Origin of the sequence: Streptomyces sp. NPDC090106, assembly GCF_044747265.1 — a bacterium.
Classification (GTDB): Bacteria; Actinomycetota; Actinomycetes; order Streptomycetales; family Streptomycetaceae; genus Streptomyces.
The window spans coordinates 23,404-36,975 of the sequence record NZ_JBIVDS010000009.1; the positions used below are offsets into that span (position 1 = coordinate 23,404).

Genomic DNA, 13,572 nt, shown 5'->3' on the forward strand with positions numbered 1-13,572 from the left:
AACTATTCGGTGGCTGGTGCGAAGGCGGCACGTTAGGGTTCCCCGGTGCATCAGCCCACCCCGCTCTCCGCCCCGGTCCCCTGCTCATGAGCCTGACCGGCGTGCTGCTCGACGTCCAGCCGCTTCGCACCTCTCCCGTCTTCCGGCGGCTGCTGTTCGGGCGGACGGTCTCCACGCTCGGCAGCTTCATGACCATGGTGACGGTCATGTACCAGGTGTGGGACATGACCCACAGCGTCTTCTGGAGCGGCGCGGTGGGTGTGGCGCAGGCCGTGCCGATGGTCGGCGTCAGCCTGTTCGCGGGCGCGTGGGCCGACCGCGTCGACCGTCGCCGTATGTACCTCACGGGCACCGTCGGCTCGGCGATCTGCTCGCTGCTGCTGACCGTGCAGGCCTTCACCGGGCACGCGCCCGTCCTCGTGATCCTCGCCCTGGTGGCGGCCCAGACGTCGTTCTCCGCGCTCGGCGCCCCGGCCGCGGGCGTGTTCGTGCCGCGGCTGCTGCCCAAGGACCAGGTGGCGGCCGGACTCGCCCTCCAGCAGGTCACCGGCCAGGCGATGATGCTGGTGGGACCCGCGGTCGCCGGGCTGGTCCTCGGCTGGTGGGGCATCGGCGTCTGCTACCTCATCGACACGCTCAGCTTCGCCCTCTCCTTCTACGGCGCCTACGGTCTGCCCGCGCTGCCTCCCGAGGGCGAGAAGTCACGGCCTGGCGTCCATGGCGTCCTGGACGGGCTCGGCTTCCTGGTCGGTCACCGTGTGGTGCGCGGCGCCCTGCTCACCGACCTCGCGGCTTGCCTCCTCGCCATGCCCACGAGCCTCTTCCCCCTGGTCAACGAGGAACGCTTCGGCGGCGACCCGCGCACTCTGGGGCTGTTCCTGTCCGCGCTCGCGGTGGGCGGAGTCCTCGCGACGACGTGTTCGGGGCCGGTGACGCGGCTGGCCCGTCCCGGCCCGGTGATGCTGTGCGCCTCTGCGGGCTGGGGCATCGCGCTGGCCCTGTTCGGCCTGACGACCAGTGCCTGGGCCGGTCTCGGCCTCCTCGCGCTGGCCGGTGCCGCGGACGCCATCGCCGTACTGTCACGGACCACGATCGTCCAGACCTGCACCCCCGACGCCCTCCTGGGCCGTGTGACCGCGGCCGAGACCATCGTCGGACAGGCCGGCCCCCATCTGGGCAATCTCCGCGGCGGCCTCGTCGCCGGCTGGTCCTCGGGGGTGACCGCCCTCGTCACCGGCGGCCTGGCCTGCCTGGCGGCGGTGACCGCGGTGACGGTGACCACTCCGGAGCTGCGCCGCACCGGGGCCCCACGGCGCGAGGAGCCGACGGGCGCGGCACCGGCCGGTCCCTGAACACGCGCCCGGACCGGGAGCGTCGGGGCGCGGTGAAAAGGCCGCGCGTCAGACGGAGGCGGGCGCCAGTCCACGCAGCACGGCCGCGAGGCGGTGCGGGTCGCGGCGCGCGATGTTGTGGCCGACGGGAATGTCGAGAACGCGCCAGCCCGGGTCGTCGCGCAACCGCCCGGCCAGGTCCACGAAGGGGCTGCCCGGCCACGCGCCGCCGCTGATGAACGTGCGGCCGAAGGCGCTCTTGTCCGAGGTGCCTTCGAGCCTGACCGCCTGGACGAAGCTCGGCAGCGGGTGGGGGCGGGCGCGAGGGTCGAGCCCTTCGGGGACGGCGACCCACCGGCCGTCGCCGCGGACGCCGGCCATGAACAGCTCGCGGAAGCTGTCGCTGGTCAGCGACCAGCACGAGTCGCCGTCGTCCGGGACATAGGCGTCGATGAACACGAGTTGGTCGAGGCGGTCACCGAGCCGGTCCGCGACTCCGGCGATCACCATCCCGCCGTAGCTGTGCCCGCAGAGCGCGACGGGGGTCCGGTCGTCGCGGTCGACGATCTCGGCGGCCTGGTCGATGTGCGTGTCGAGGTTCGGGGGACGGTCCGTGTCGAGCGGGCCGTCCGGTTCCAGTCCCGACAGCGTCACCGCCTCGACGTGGTGACCGTCCCGGCGCAACTCGGCGGCCACGGCGTCGAACGCCCAGCCGCCCTGCCAGCCACCCGGCACCATCACGAACCTCATCGCGCCATCGTAGGCCGAACGGCGCAGGCGGGTACGGGTGTTGATCGCGCGCCTCGCCGTCGTCCCGGACCGCTCCGCGCGCGGACCGTCAGCGGTGGCGGGGGCTCAGCACTGCTGCTCGTACTGGAGGAGGTCGTAGCGCCCGTCGGCGATGTCCTGGCGGCTGCCGACGATCAGGTTGAGGGTGAACACCTCGTAGTCGACCGCCTGGCCGTGCACCTGCGCGAGCAGCACGAGGTCGCCCTCGTCGGGCGGCATGTCCCACGGGTCGGAGAACCCGCCGAGCTGTACGCAGACGCCGGGGCGGGTTCCGCCGGACGCCGCCGCGAGGACGGCTTCCTCGAAACGGTCCAGAACGCCGTCGGCGGCGTCGTCGAAGGGGGTGCCGTCCCGCCAGTCCTCGTCCACGGTCAAGCCGGCCACGGGGTAGAGGGTGCGGGGTTCGTAGACCGTGACCTGGGTGGGGTCGCCGTCGATCTCGTAGGTTCCGTCGTGCTCCCGGGTGGGTGTGCCGGCCGGGACGTGCAGCACCGCGGAGGAGTCCGGGGGGTATTCGATGTCACTGAAGACCAGCAGGTGCCCGTCCGGAGGTATCCGGATGTCCAGCGCATCGCGCGGCAGGGCGGCGCAGTCGATGCTCAGGATCAACGGCTCCTTCCCCGCGGGCCAGTCGGTCCCCTCCGGCAACGCGGGCAGACCTCCGCTGCGCGCGGCGGGCCGGGTGCGGTCCCGCAGGGACGGGGGCACCTCGTCCAGCGGGACCAGGTACACACACGGTCGGGTGTGCGCCATCAACTGCCCCGCGACAGCGGGGGGAACGCCGAACCCGGCAGCCAGCTCGCGGACGCGCTGATCGTCGATCAAGGTCATGCCCGCGATGGTGCCATGGCCGACTGACAATCCGGCAGGCGCACCTGCCGCGCTGGGCGTTCCCGCACGGAAGGTCTCCGCCGTCGTCGCGTTCGTCCGCTCCGGCGCAGGTGTTCACGGACTGTTCCGTGTCCTGCCGCTTCGGGGCCCGGATGCCGCTCGGACCGCGCGCTTGGCTCTGCTGCGCCACAGGGCGAACGTTCCGGTGCACACGCGGTCCGGTCGCCGGGAGACGAAGGGACACCATGAGTCACATCCGCAGCCGGTCCGCCGTGCGGGCACGTGTCTGGATGAGCAGCGCGGCCGCCTTGGCCGTCATCACGTCCGGCGGGACAGGCGGGACGGCGCAGGCCGTCGAGATCACCACCGCCGCCTCCCTCGGTGCCGGCACCGGCCACTCCGCGGGCACCGCCTCCTGGACGACGCGGACGGTCGCTCCGGGCGTGCGGGTGCGCAGCGGCGTCATCGTCGACGCGTCGGCCGAGCCGGTCTGGACGGTCACCGTCCAGGCACCGGGCACCGGGCGGCTCAGCTCCGCCGCGACCTGGGCCTCGGTCGGCGCGAAGGCCTGGGCCGACGACACCGCCGAGAAGCTGCGGGCCACCGGCCTCGCGCCCCGGGTGGAGACGGTGTACTGGCCCGACTACAGCGACACCCCGCACGGCGTCATGGGCGTACGGGTGCGGATCGGCTCGTACGCCGCGCAGGCGGACGCGCAGAGCGTCGCCCAGCAGGTCGGCGCGGCGGGCTTCCACCCCTCGGTCGACTGGACGGGCTACGACGCCGACCAGCCCGCCGACCGGGAGAACGTCAACGTCGCGGTGATCGACCCGCGCACCTTCACGGGCCGTGTGGAGGGGACGCACAACGGGAACGTCACCCGGCGCGAGACCACGTCCTCGGTCGCCGCGGCGCTCGGCTCGCTGGTCGGGGTGAACTCCTCGTTCTTCGTCACCTCGGACGCCGACGGAGTCCAGGGCACGCAGGCGGGCCTCAGCGCGGACCACGGGCAGTTGCAGTCGATGGCCGCCGGGTCCCGGGCCGCGCTGATCATCGGGGACGGCGGGCGGCGCGTCCGGGTGGCGGATCTGACGACGACCGTCACGGTGCGCACGGGCGGGTCCCGTTTCGAGGCGCAGGGCATCAACCGCGTCCCCGGGCTCGTCCGGGACTGCGGGCGGCCGGGCGGCACTCCGAGCGAGCGGCCCTGGCAGGACGTCACATGCAGGCTCACCGACGACCTGGTGCGGTTCACCGACCAGTGGAAGGCGCCCCTGCCCACCGGCTCCGGCACGCAGGTCGTGCTGGACGGCGCCGGACGCGCGGTGTCCGTGGGCGCGCGCGGCGGCACGGTCCCGGCCGGCACCACCGTGCTCCAGGGCATCGGGACGGCCGCCCACTGGCTCACCGCCCACGCCCGTGCCGGGCAGCGTGCCGACGTCGAGGAGAGCGTCCGTGACTCCGCGGGGCGGCGCGTACGGCTCGACGGTGACGACAGCATCGTGAGCGCCGCGCCGACGCTCGTGCACCACGGCCGGATCAGCATCGACGCGGCTGCCGAGGGTGTCGTGGACCCGGCCGACCTGTCCTTCGGCCATGCCTGGGCGAACACCCGGCAGCCCCGCACGATGGCGGGCGTGGACGGCCGGGGCCGGCTGATCCTGGCGACCGTCGACGGGCGCCGGTCCGGTGGCAGCGCGGGCTTCACCCTCCAGGAGGCCGCCGCCTTCATGCGGTCCCTCGGTGCCGTCGAGGCCCTCAACCTGGACGGTGGCGGCTCCACCGCCATGGCCGTCGACGGCACGCTGGTCAACAAGCCCTCGGACGGCTCGGGCGAGCGCGCGGTGGGCGGCACCATCCAGGTGCTGCCCGGGACGACGGACTGAACCGGCCGGGTCCGGACGTGACGGCCGCGCGGGGGCGGGATCTCCCGCGCGGCCGTCACCGTCATCACCTCAGACGCCCGTCGTGGACTTCCCGCGCGGCATGTCCCGCGCGTCGGCGTCCGGCGTCGGCACCGGTTCCGGGCCGCCCTCCGCGAGGCCGTACCGGGAGTGGAAGCGCCGCAGGAACCCGGGGGCGTACCAGGCACCGCGTCCGAGCAGCCGCATCGCGGCCGGGACGAGGAAGCCACGTACGGCGAGGGCGTCGATGAGTACCGCCAGTCCGCTGCCGAGGCCGAACATCTGCATGAAGCTGATCTTCGCCGTGCCGAAGGCGAAGAAGCTCACGGCCAGCAGGAAGGCCGCCGCGCTCACGATGCGGCCGGTGTGGCCGAGGCCGTCGACGACCGCCGTCTCCGTGTCGGCGCCCTGGTCGTGGAGTTCCTTGATGCGGCTGGTGACGAACACCTCATAGTCCATGGAGAGTCCGAAGGCGATGCAGAACATCAGCACGGTCATCGACATCTCCATGGGCTGCGGCGTGAAGCCCAGCAGCGAGGAGAAGTGGCCGTCCTGGAAGATCCAGGTCATCGCGCCGAGGGTGGCGGCGAGACTGACGGCGTTGAGCAGCAGCGCCCGCACCGGCTGGACGACGCTGCCGGTGAACAGGAAGAGCAGGACGAAGGTGGTGAGCACGATCAGGGCGGCGGCGAGCGGGAGCCTGCTGCCGATCGACGCCTTGGAGTCGACGAGTTGGGCGTCGGTCCCGCCCACCAGGGGGTGGGTGCCGTCGGGCGGGGTGAGGGCGCGGATGTCGTGGACGAGGTCCTGGGCACCGTCCGAGCGCGGCGTCAACTCGCTCACGACGCTGAGGCGTTGGGCGTCGGAGCGGCTGTATCCGGCCACGCCGGGGCCTGTCGCCGCGGCGGAACCTCCGGTGTAGGTGCCCGCTCCGGTCTCGACACGGGCGACGCCGTCGAGCGCGGCGAGCCGTACGGCGTAGGCGTTCAGGGACGTCGTGTCGACGGGGGCGTCGACGACGATGTGGACGGCGGCTTCCTCGCTGCCGCCGAAGTTCTCGCGCAGGGCCTGGGAGACCTGCCGGCTGCCCGCGTCCTCGGGCAGGACGCGTTCGTCCGGGGTGCCGAAGGTGATGCCCAGCAGGGGGCCGGCCGCCGCCAGCAGCACGGTGAGGACCGGCAGCACGGTGAGCACGGGGCGGCGCATGACGGTGCGGGCCAGCCGTCCCCACAGCGGTGTCCGGCCCTGCGGTGCGGCGGACCTCCTCCGCCAGGGCAGTCGGCCGCTGTCGACGCGGTGGCCGAGGACCTTGAGCAGCGCGGGCATCACGAAGAGCGTGCTGAGCGCGGCGAGCGCCACGACCCCGACCCCGGCGTAGCCGAAGGAGCGCAGGAAGTACTGCGGGAACACCATCAGCGCGGCGAGTGCGGCGGCCACGGTCGCAGCGGAGAACGCGACGGTGCGTCCGGCGGTGTGCACGGTCGCCCGTACGGCGTCGTCCACGTCCGCTCCGGCGGAGAGCCGCTCGCGGAACCGGCTCACCATCAGCAGGGCGTAGTCGATGCCCAGGCCGAGGCCGAGCGCGGTGGTGAGGTTGGTGGCGGTGTCGGCGACGTCGGTGAGGCTGCCGAGCAGGGAGAGCTGGGCGAAGGAGCCGATGACGGCGACGAGCGCGATGACGAGCGGCAGCAGGGCCGCGACGACGCTGCCGAACACGACCAGCAGCAGGATCAGGGTCAGGGGAACGGCAATGGCCTCGGCGAGGACGAGGTCGTCGACGACCTGCCCGGACAGGTCCGCGCCGACCGCGGCGCCGCCGCCGGCCCGGACGGTGAGGGTGTCCGCGTAGGTGCCGGTGAAGTCGTCGAGGATCTTCCGCGCGTGCTCCTTGCGTTCGGTGTCGTCGCCGGTCACATGGGCGAGCACGAGGGCCTCACGGCCGTCCTCGGAACGCAGTTCGGGGCTCTCGGAGTCCCAGTAGGAGACGACGTTCGTCAGTTCCTCGCGGGCCTTCAGGTCGGCGACGAGGCGCTCGCCGTCGCGTCGGGCCGCCGGTGCGCCGACGTCGCCTCCGCTGTCGTCGGCGGTGCGCGCGAGGAGGACCAGGTTGGCCTCACCGCCGAACTTCTCCTCGATCACCTGTGCCGCGCGGGTGGACGGTGACGACGGGTCGTCGAAGCCTCCCCCGAGCAGCTTGTCGAAGGCTCCGGCGCCTCCCACGCCCATGAGCGCCACGGCCAGGGCCGCGACGACGAGGACCAGCCGGGACCGGCGGATCGCCAGCTCGGCTATGCGTTCGAACACGGTTCTTCTCCTCTGCGTTCCTACGACGAGACGGCGAGGCCGGTCGGAGCGCGTGCGACGCGTTCCGGGGCGGCGCGGGATCCGGCCCTCGCCCCGGTGGTCAGCCGGGGGCGGGGCGTCGCGCTTTCCTTCGCCGAGAAGGAACGTAGTGAGCGCGGGAGGCTTTGAGCAGCACGAGATTTACCTGACAGTGTCAGGTTTTCCGGGCATGCCGGGGCTTCCCGGTACGGCGCCGGGTCGTCGTAGGGTCGGCGCATGCCAGCAGACGAGCGCACCGCGGCCTTACCGTCCCTGCGTGAGCGGCGACGGGCGGTCGCCGTACGGGAGATCGTGGACACCGCCGAGCGCCAGATCGACGAACACGGGCCGCACGCCCTGTCGTTGCGGGCGGTCGCGCGGGAGCTGGGGATGAGCGTGCAGGGGCTCTACCACTACTTCCCGAACCGGGACGCCCTGGTCACCGTGCTCATCACGAAGGCGTACGAGGAACTGACCGAGGCCGTACGGGCGGCGGCCGAGCGTGCGCCGCTGGAGCCGGAGCTGCCGTCGTTCGTGGTGGCGGCCGAGGGGTACCGGGGCTGGGCCATCACCCACGGCGAACGGTTCCAACTCCTGTACGGCGCACCGCTGCGCCACTACGCCGCGCCCGTGGCGGGGCCCACCACCCGCGCGCTGCTGGAGATGAGCGCGGTCTTCGAGCGGGAGCTGTTCGGCGGATTCACCGAGGAGCAGTTGGCCGGGGCGGACGCCGGCGGCCTCTCACCGGAGCTGCGGGCCCATCTGGAGGGCCAGGCGACCGACCGCCAGGACTCCCTGCCGCCCGCCGCGACCGCACTGCTCCTGCACGCCTGGGGCCGGATGCACGGCCTGGTGGTCCTGGAGGTCTTCGGCCACTTCTCCTTCACCGGCACCCACCAGGCCGAGATATTCCGGCAGGCGATGCGCACCCTCCTGGAGGACCTGCACCACAGGATTCCCCCAGCGGGGGACGGACCGGCGCGAGGCGCCTCCATGAATTGACGGACGCGGAGCATCCGAGTGGCGGAGCGGTGAAGTGACGGAGCGACATGTCAGGGCCACCGGTCCCGTCGCCACCCCAGGCGGTACAGGACATCGGTCAGACAGGGCGCAGAGTCTTCGCGTACGGCTCATAGACGGACATCAGATATTCGGCGAGTTCGATGTTGCGGCCGGTGATGTCGCCGCCGATGTCGAACTGGGTGATCCAGACAACCACGGACTTCCAGATGTTCTCCCATTCGGGATGGTGGTTGCGTTCGTCGACGCCCCAGGCGGCGGTGGACATGAAGTGGATCGCGTCGCGGAAGTTGCGAAAGGTGAGGGTGGTGCCGATGCCTCTGCGTTGAGCACCGGGGTCGGTGGGGTGAGGGCGGTACTGCACCTGCCATTCCGGATAGCGCCGCAGGAACTCCCTGATCTCCACCTCGGAAGCGACCGGTTCCTTGATGACCGGATTCGGATAGGGAACGATCTGAGCCGAACTGGTGAAACCGAAATCCCGCAGACGACGGACGATTTTGTCGAAGTCCTCGACCCAGTCGCTTTCCCGCAGCTCTATCGACTGGATGTCGGCGAGCTGCCACAACTCCTTCGGCAACGCCTCTCGTTCCAGTTCGGCCTGGCCGTCGAACCGGATGGGGATGATCGGCTTCTCGGACGCCAGCGCCGAGGCGATCTCCCGTCGCACCCAGTCGTCCTCGTTGTCGATCCGGCGCCGGTGGTAGAGATCGGTCGCACTCAGCCACTTGTCTCCGATGGCCACGAGCAGGACATCGGCGGCTTCGAGCGCGGCCTCGATCTCCTCCCGCCATCTGTTGCCCGCCCGGATCTTGTCAGTGTCCACGAAAACGGCGTTCGGGCCGAACTTCAGCGACAGGTCCCGAGCCAGCGAGGTCACTCTCGTCTTCGTGTCGATCCGACGGTAGGAGATGAAGATCCTCGGGTCCTTGACCGGACTGTCCGTGTCCAAATTCGCCGCCTCCGGTCGTCCGTTCCGATCTCGCACAAGCCGCGGTCGCGCCATCGGCACGATACTGCCCGATTTGCCCCTGAGGGAACGGGACAGGGGAGGCATTGTCAGGTGAACGCGGCGGACGGAAGCTCCGACTCCGTCTCCTCCCAGGGGATGTCGAGGCCGAGTGCGCCTTCCAGGAACCGGAGGAAGGAGAGGTGGCCGGGCTCGCCTCCGTGGTGGACGAATCCGAGGGCCTCTTCGGCCGGGACGCCGCTCGCCAGGTGCGGGAGCCCCGGCTCGAAGGAGCTCAACAGCTCGGCGTGGCGGGCGAACTCGACCCGGGTGAAGCCCTTGGCGTTGGAGTCGACGCAGAACGCCCGCCCCCGTCGGGAGAGTTCAGCGAGTCGGGTTCCGGCGTGCCAGTGGATTTCCTCCAGCGCGTAGGCCCAGTCCGCCACGGAGCCCGCGCGGACGATCGTGCGGGGCGGGGCGGGAAGAAAGCCGCCGTGGGTGAGCCGGGCGGCGGCCGCCTCGTCCTCCCGGTCGAGGAAGTCGAGGTCGCTGATGTGGTCCTCTTCGCGCCTCAGCAGCAGTTCCCTCGCCGCGGCGCGGATCAGCGGCACGATGTGCCGCTCCTCGGCGCCGACGCGGCGCAGCGGTTCGTACGGCGTCAGCCCTTCGCTCAGGGTGAGCGTGAAGCCGATGTCGTAGACGTCGGGCAACCAGCTCAGGCCGCGCGCCGTTCCGCCCTGGTCCATGGATGTCCGCCGTCAGGCCAGGGAGAACTTCTCGGCGTGGACCTGGTGTGCGGGGACGCGGAGGGCTCGGAGGCTGCTGAGGACCGCGCCGGTCATCGCGGGCGGGCCGCAGACGTACACGTCGCGTTCGGTGACGTCGGGGACCAGGTGGCGCAGGCCGTCCGGGCCGAAGGGCGGGGCGGCGCCCTCGGCGGTGCGGCCGGTGAGCAGGTGCAGTCGGCCGCCGCGGATGGCGAGCAGGCGGCGCACCTCGTCCAGCAGGACCGCGTCGGCCTCGTCGCGCACGCGGTAGAGCACGACGACGTCACCGTTCGTCTGTTCCTCCAGCATCGCCCGGACGGGGGTGATGCCGACGCCGCCGGCGATGAGGAGGGCGCCGGACCTGCTGCGGTGCAGCGAGGTGAACGCCCCGTAGGGTCCCTCGACGAAGGCGCGCGTGCCGACGGGGAGTTGACGCAGGCCCGCGCTCACGCTGCCGACGGCCTTCGCGGTCAGGCGGAGGCCCTGTCCGTCGGGTGCCGCCGACAGGGAGAAGGGGTTGGCCTTCCACCAGTTGTTGTGTCCGGGGAAGCGCCAGATGCAGAACTGGCCCGCACGGGCGGGGAGTTTGTCGAGGTGGCGGCCGGTGACGTAGACGGACACCACGTGGTCCGACTCCGGTACCACCGCCGTGACCTGGAAGCGGTGGTAGGCGTTGCGCCACAGCGGCAGGGCGAAGCGTCCGGTCAGCAGGGCGCCGAAGGAGAACAGCCAGAGCACCCACCAGTAGGCCGTGGCGAACGCGGAGGACGTGAAGGTCGTCGTCTCCTCCAGCTGGTGGACGAACGCCAGGCCGAGGGCCAGGTAGAGCAGCAGGTGCAGGGCGTGCCAGACCTCGTAGGGAAGCCGTCGCCGTACCGCGCGCAGGGAGATCGTCCCGATCGCGAGGATGACGCCCGCGGCGAGCATCCCGAGGAGGGATGCGGTCACCCCGCTCAGGGCGACGAACGTCTTGGTCATGGACGTGTCGTCGAGGGTCGCGTAGCCGAGCACGACCAGGGTCGCGTGGGTGAGGACGGTCCACAGGAGGCTGAAGCCGACCCAGCGGTGCCACACGGTGAGCCGGTCCATCCCGATGCGGCGGTCCAGCCACGGCAGCCGTGCCACGAGGAGCAGTTGGAACAGCATCAGCAGCGCCGCGTGCAGTCCGAAGAACTTCGCGACGGTCAGCACGTCGTTCTTGCCCGACCCGGCACTCGCGAACAGCACTTCGACGATCGCCACGTTGACGGCGACGTACGTCCACATCACCCAGCGCGCCGCGTCCAGCGGTCGTACGGTGGCGCTGCCCACCGTGTTGCTCACAGCCGTCATGGCTGTCCCCCTCCCCCGTGACCCCGGTCCGGTAAAGATACGGCGGTCGGGACCGTTCCGTTCACGGGCGGGGAGTTCGCGCCGAACTGCGCCTACTGAGCGTTGTGTTGCCCGGCCGCCGTCACGCGTAGTCGTCCATCCACAGGACGATGCCGGTGTTCCCGGTGAGGACCGCCGCCGTTCCCGCCCGGACGGCGGCGGCGCAGCGGGCCGGGGTGAAGGAGGCGGCGTCGTAGGCGGAGGAGGCACCGAGGCCCTCGCCGCGGAAGGAGGCTCCGGTCCAGTCGGCGGCCGTCACGTTCTCGGTGGGCTCCGCGAGTTCGGCGCCGACGACCAGGAACTGCTGCCCGAGATGGTTCGCGGTGACGGTCGCCAGGGGGTCGATCAGATCCTCGCCCGCGCTGATGACGAGGTCCGGGTGCAGGTCCGTCGCCCGGGTGACCGCGGGCAGCAGGTCGGTGTCGTCGGCGGCGGTCACGGTGCGCAGGTCGACGCCCTCGCCCTCGGCCCACTCCCGCACCGCGGACACCAGGGTGCGCGTCGGCCGGTCGTCGCCTGCGGTGAGCAGGACGACCCGGGTGCCCTCGGCGGGGCGTACCGCCGACCAGGATCCGGGGGACGGGGTCACCGTCGCCTCGGGGGCGGGCGGGTCGGACGGATCGATGAACCCCAGGTCGACCCGGCCGACCGCGGAGGGCATCGGCCGTGCCACCGACCAGTCGTCGCCCGCGCCGCACCCGGTCAGCAGGACGGCGGTCACGGACAGGGCGGCGGGCAGCAGCAGGCGGTGCAAGTCGGTCGTCCTCCGTGCGTGAGTGGCCGCACGGGGTGGTGGGCGGGGCGGCGGGGAGCCGGCCCGGGGCTGTGACCTCGTACGGAAGCGGTGCGGGACTCATCCTGTGCCGTCGCGGCGGACGATCTCCATCCTTCGCACCGGTCCCGCACATGTGTTCGCCCATGATTCGCCGACCGGCCCTCCGTCATTCACCCACGGCCAGCACGGTGCTCGGGCAACCTCAAGGAGCCCCATGTCACAGCACTTCCGCCGTCTGCTGCTCACTGCCGGCGCGGCGGTTCTCCTCCTCCTCGGCCTCGCCGGACCCTCGGCCGCCCACGGTTTCTCGTCGACCGTGTACCTCCACGCCACCGGCGCGGACGGCGGACGGCTGAGGACCGCACTGAAACTGGAGTACGACCTGCTCGTCGTCTCGGCGGCCGACTCCGGCAGGGACGACGCCCTGTTCCAGGCCGGCACCGACGCCTTCGACGCCGACGACACCGCCGCCGAGGCCGCCGCGCTCAACGCCCACCGGGACACGGCCGTCGGCTATGTGACCGGGCGGCTCGGCGTGACCGTGGGCGGCGAGGCGTGCACGGCCGAACCCTCGGGCGGCTTCCGCATGGGCCGGGCGGAGGGGGTGCCGTACGCGCTGCTGGACCTCGACTGGACCTGCCCGGAACGGCACGGCGCCGACCAGGAGATCCGCAGCGGTCTCTTCCCGGACTCCGAGGAGTACGTGACCGGCACCAAGACGATCGTGACGTACACGGTCGACGGGCACAGCGGGAGCGCGGCGCTGGACTCGGCGCACCCCTCGTTCTCGGTCGAACGCCCTTGGACCGCACGGTTCGTGGAGTTCTTCCGGCTCGGCGCCGAGCATCTGCTGACCGGCACCGACCACATCCTGTTCCTCATCGCGCTGATCGCCGGCTCCCGTCGGCCGCGCGAAGTGGTGCTCGCGGCGACGGCGTTCACCGTGGCGCACTCGGTCACGTTCCTGCTGGCCGCCCTCGGCCTGGTGGACGTGCCCGCGCGGATCGTGGAGCCGGTCATCGCGCTGTCGATCGCGGTGGTGGCGGGCTGGCACCTGTGGCGGCTGCGGCGTCCGCGTGCCGAGGTGACGGCCGACAGCCGGGGCGCGGGCGGACCGCTGTCGCTGGACCGGGCCGGATGGGCCCGCCTCGGTGCGGTGTTCTGCTTCGGGCTCGTGCACGGGCTGGGGTTCGCGGGTGCTCTGGGCATCGACGCCGCGTGGTCGTGGACCCTGCTGTGGTCGCTGCTGGTGTTCAACGTCGGTATCGAGGCGGTCCAACTCGGTCTCATCGCGCTGACGTTCCCGCTTCTCGCGCTGCTGCGGCGGCGCTCCCCGCGTGCCGCGGCATGGGTGACGGGCCTGGCGGCGGGGGGTGTGGCCGTCATGGGCTGCGTCTGGTTCGTGCAGCGCGTCCTGGGCGGCTGAGCCGCGTGCCCCCAGCCCCCTGCGCCTCGGGCACGTCGGTGATGTTCAGCGCGCACCAAGATCGCATTCACATCTCGTTCACTCCCC

Annotated in this window: 11 protein-coding genes; 4 read left to right on the forward strand and 7 right to left on the reverse strand. The window is 71.9% G+C overall.

Going from position 1 to position 13,572, the window contains the following annotated elements:
• Window positions 1-86: 86 nt before the first annotated feature.
• Window positions 87-1,352 carry an MFS transporter gene (locus ACIPSE_RS27705; RefSeq protein WP_401667332.1) on the forward strand — a complete coding sequence of 422 codons (1,266 nt, stop codon included), beginning with the start codon at window positions 87-89 and terminating at the stop codon, window positions 1,350-1,352.
• Window positions 1,353-1,400: 48 nt separating this feature from the next.
• Here the strand turns inward: ACIPSE_RS27705 and ACIPSE_RS27710 are convergent, their stop codons facing one another.
• Both ACIPSE_RS27710 and ACIPSE_RS27715 read right to left on the reverse strand, forming a co-directional pair.
• Window positions 1,401-2,081 (reverse strand): alpha/beta fold hydrolase, encoded by a 681-nt coding sequence (locus ACIPSE_RS27710; protein WP_401667335.1) that lies wholly within the window; start codon window positions 2,079-2,081, stop codon window positions 1,401-1,403.
• Between the two features lie 105 nt (window positions 2,082-2,186).
• On the reverse strand, window positions 2,187-2,951 hold the full coding sequence (locus ACIPSE_RS27715; RefSeq protein ID WP_401667337.1) for a DUF1963 domain-containing protein: 765 nt from the start codon (window positions 2,949-2,951) through the stop codon (window positions 2,187-2,189).
• A 245-nt stretch (window positions 2,952-3,196) separates the two neighbouring features.
• Between ACIPSE_RS27715 and ACIPSE_RS27720 the strand changes: the two genes are divergently transcribed.
• The gene (locus ACIPSE_RS27720; protein WP_401667339.1) at window positions 3,197-4,837 is read left to right on the forward strand and encodes a phosphodiester glycosidase family protein; all 1,641 of its coding nucleotides are present in this window, start codon (window positions 3,197-3,199) and stop codon (window positions 4,835-4,837) included.
• Between the two features lie 69 nt (window positions 4,838-4,906).
• Here ACIPSE_RS27720 and ACIPSE_RS27725 read toward each other — a convergent pair whose 3' ends face one another.
• Complete coding sequence (locus tag ACIPSE_RS27725; protein WP_401667341.1) at window positions 4,907-7,159, reverse strand: MMPL family transporter; 2,253 nt, start codon at window positions 7,157-7,159, stop codon at window positions 4,907-4,909.
• A 255-nt stretch (window positions 7,160-7,414) separates the two neighbouring features.
• On the opposite strand from ACIPSE_RS27725, the gene ACIPSE_RS27730 reads away from it, so the two are divergent.
• Window positions 7,415-8,179: a TetR/AcrR family transcriptional regulator gene (locus ACIPSE_RS27730; RefSeq protein WP_401667343.1), complete on the forward strand. Its 765-nt coding sequence runs from the start codon at window positions 7,415-7,417 to the stop codon at window positions 8,177-8,179.
• A 97-nt stretch (window positions 8,180-8,276) separates the two neighbouring features.
• Here ACIPSE_RS27730 and ACIPSE_RS27735 read toward each other — a convergent pair whose 3' ends face one another.
• The 4 genes from ACIPSE_RS27735 to ACIPSE_RS27750 all read right to left on the reverse strand — a co-directional run bounded on the left by ACIPSE_RS27735 (window position 8,277) and on the right by ACIPSE_RS27750 (window position 12,038).
• A complete protein-coding gene (locus ACIPSE_RS27735; protein ID WP_401667346.1) occupies window positions 8,277-9,254 on the reverse strand; it encodes a TIR domain-containing protein in 978 nt (325 codons plus the stop codon).
• A gap of 2 nt (window positions 9,255-9,256) precedes the next feature.
• The gene (locus ACIPSE_RS27740) at window positions 9,257-9,892 is read right to left on the reverse strand and encodes a hypothetical protein (protein ID WP_401667349.1); all 636 of its coding nucleotides are present in this window, start codon (window positions 9,890-9,892) and stop codon (window positions 9,257-9,259) included.
• Between the two features lie 12 nt (window positions 9,893-9,904).
• Complete coding sequence (locus ACIPSE_RS27745) at window positions 9,905-11,245, reverse strand: ferric reductase-like transmembrane domain-containing protein (RefSeq protein ID WP_401667352.1); 1,341 nt, start codon at window positions 11,243-11,245, stop codon at window positions 9,905-9,907.
• 121 nt (window positions 11,246-11,366) lie between these two features.
• On the reverse strand, window positions 11,367-12,038 hold the full coding sequence (locus ACIPSE_RS27750) for a hypothetical protein (protein ID WP_401667355.1): 672 nt from the start codon (window positions 12,036-12,038) through the stop codon (window positions 11,367-11,369).
• A 235-nt stretch (window positions 12,039-12,273) separates the two neighbouring features.
• On the opposite strand from ACIPSE_RS27750, the gene ACIPSE_RS27755 reads away from it, so the two are divergent.
• Entirely contained in the window at window positions 12,274-13,485 is a 1,212-nt protein-coding gene (locus ACIPSE_RS27755; RefSeq protein WP_401667357.1) for a HupE/UreJ family protein, read from the forward strand.
• Window positions 13,486-13,572 lie beyond the last annotated feature (87 nt).